We start from the raw sequence: 446 nt of genomic DNA on the forward strand, positions 1-446 counted from the left end.
TTTATACCTCCATAAAAACAAAAAATAAACAGCAATTATACTCACATTATCTTTTAAAATAACGAAAAACCAGCAACATTTCAAATGGCTCCGTTTGAAAATTGAGAATTATACAAACCGGCATAAAAACCATTAGCATCCAAGAGTTGTTCATGCGTTCCGGTTTCAACAATCGATCCATGATTCATAACAACAATATTATCAGCATTCTGAATAGTCGAAAGCCGGTGAGCAACAACAAAACTTGTTCTAGAACTTTGCAGTTTCTCCATTGCCCTTTGAATTAGAATTTCTGTTCGGGTGTCGACGGAACTGGTAGCCTCATCGAGAATCAAAATCTCCGGATCAGCAAGAAAAGCTCGGGCAATTGTTAGCAACTGCCTTTGTCCTTGCGAAATGTTAGAAGCCGATTCATTTAAAATCGTTTGATATCCTTCGGATAATTG

At 37.0% G+C, this 446-nt stretch carries 1 protein-coding gene; it reads right to left on the reverse strand.

What is annotated here, in order from left to right:
• Window positions 1–80 precede the first annotated feature (80 nt).
• A partial coding sequence (locus tag KH893_RS12265) for an ATP-binding cassette domain-containing protein (protein ID WP_281166336.1) occupies window positions 81–446 on the reverse strand: 366 nt, incomplete at its 5' end.

This window comes from Liquorilactobacillus sicerae (assembly GCF_029916425.1).
Classification (GTDB): Bacteria; Bacillota; Bacilli; order Lactobacillales; family Lactobacillaceae; genus Liquorilactobacillus; species Liquorilactobacillus sicerae.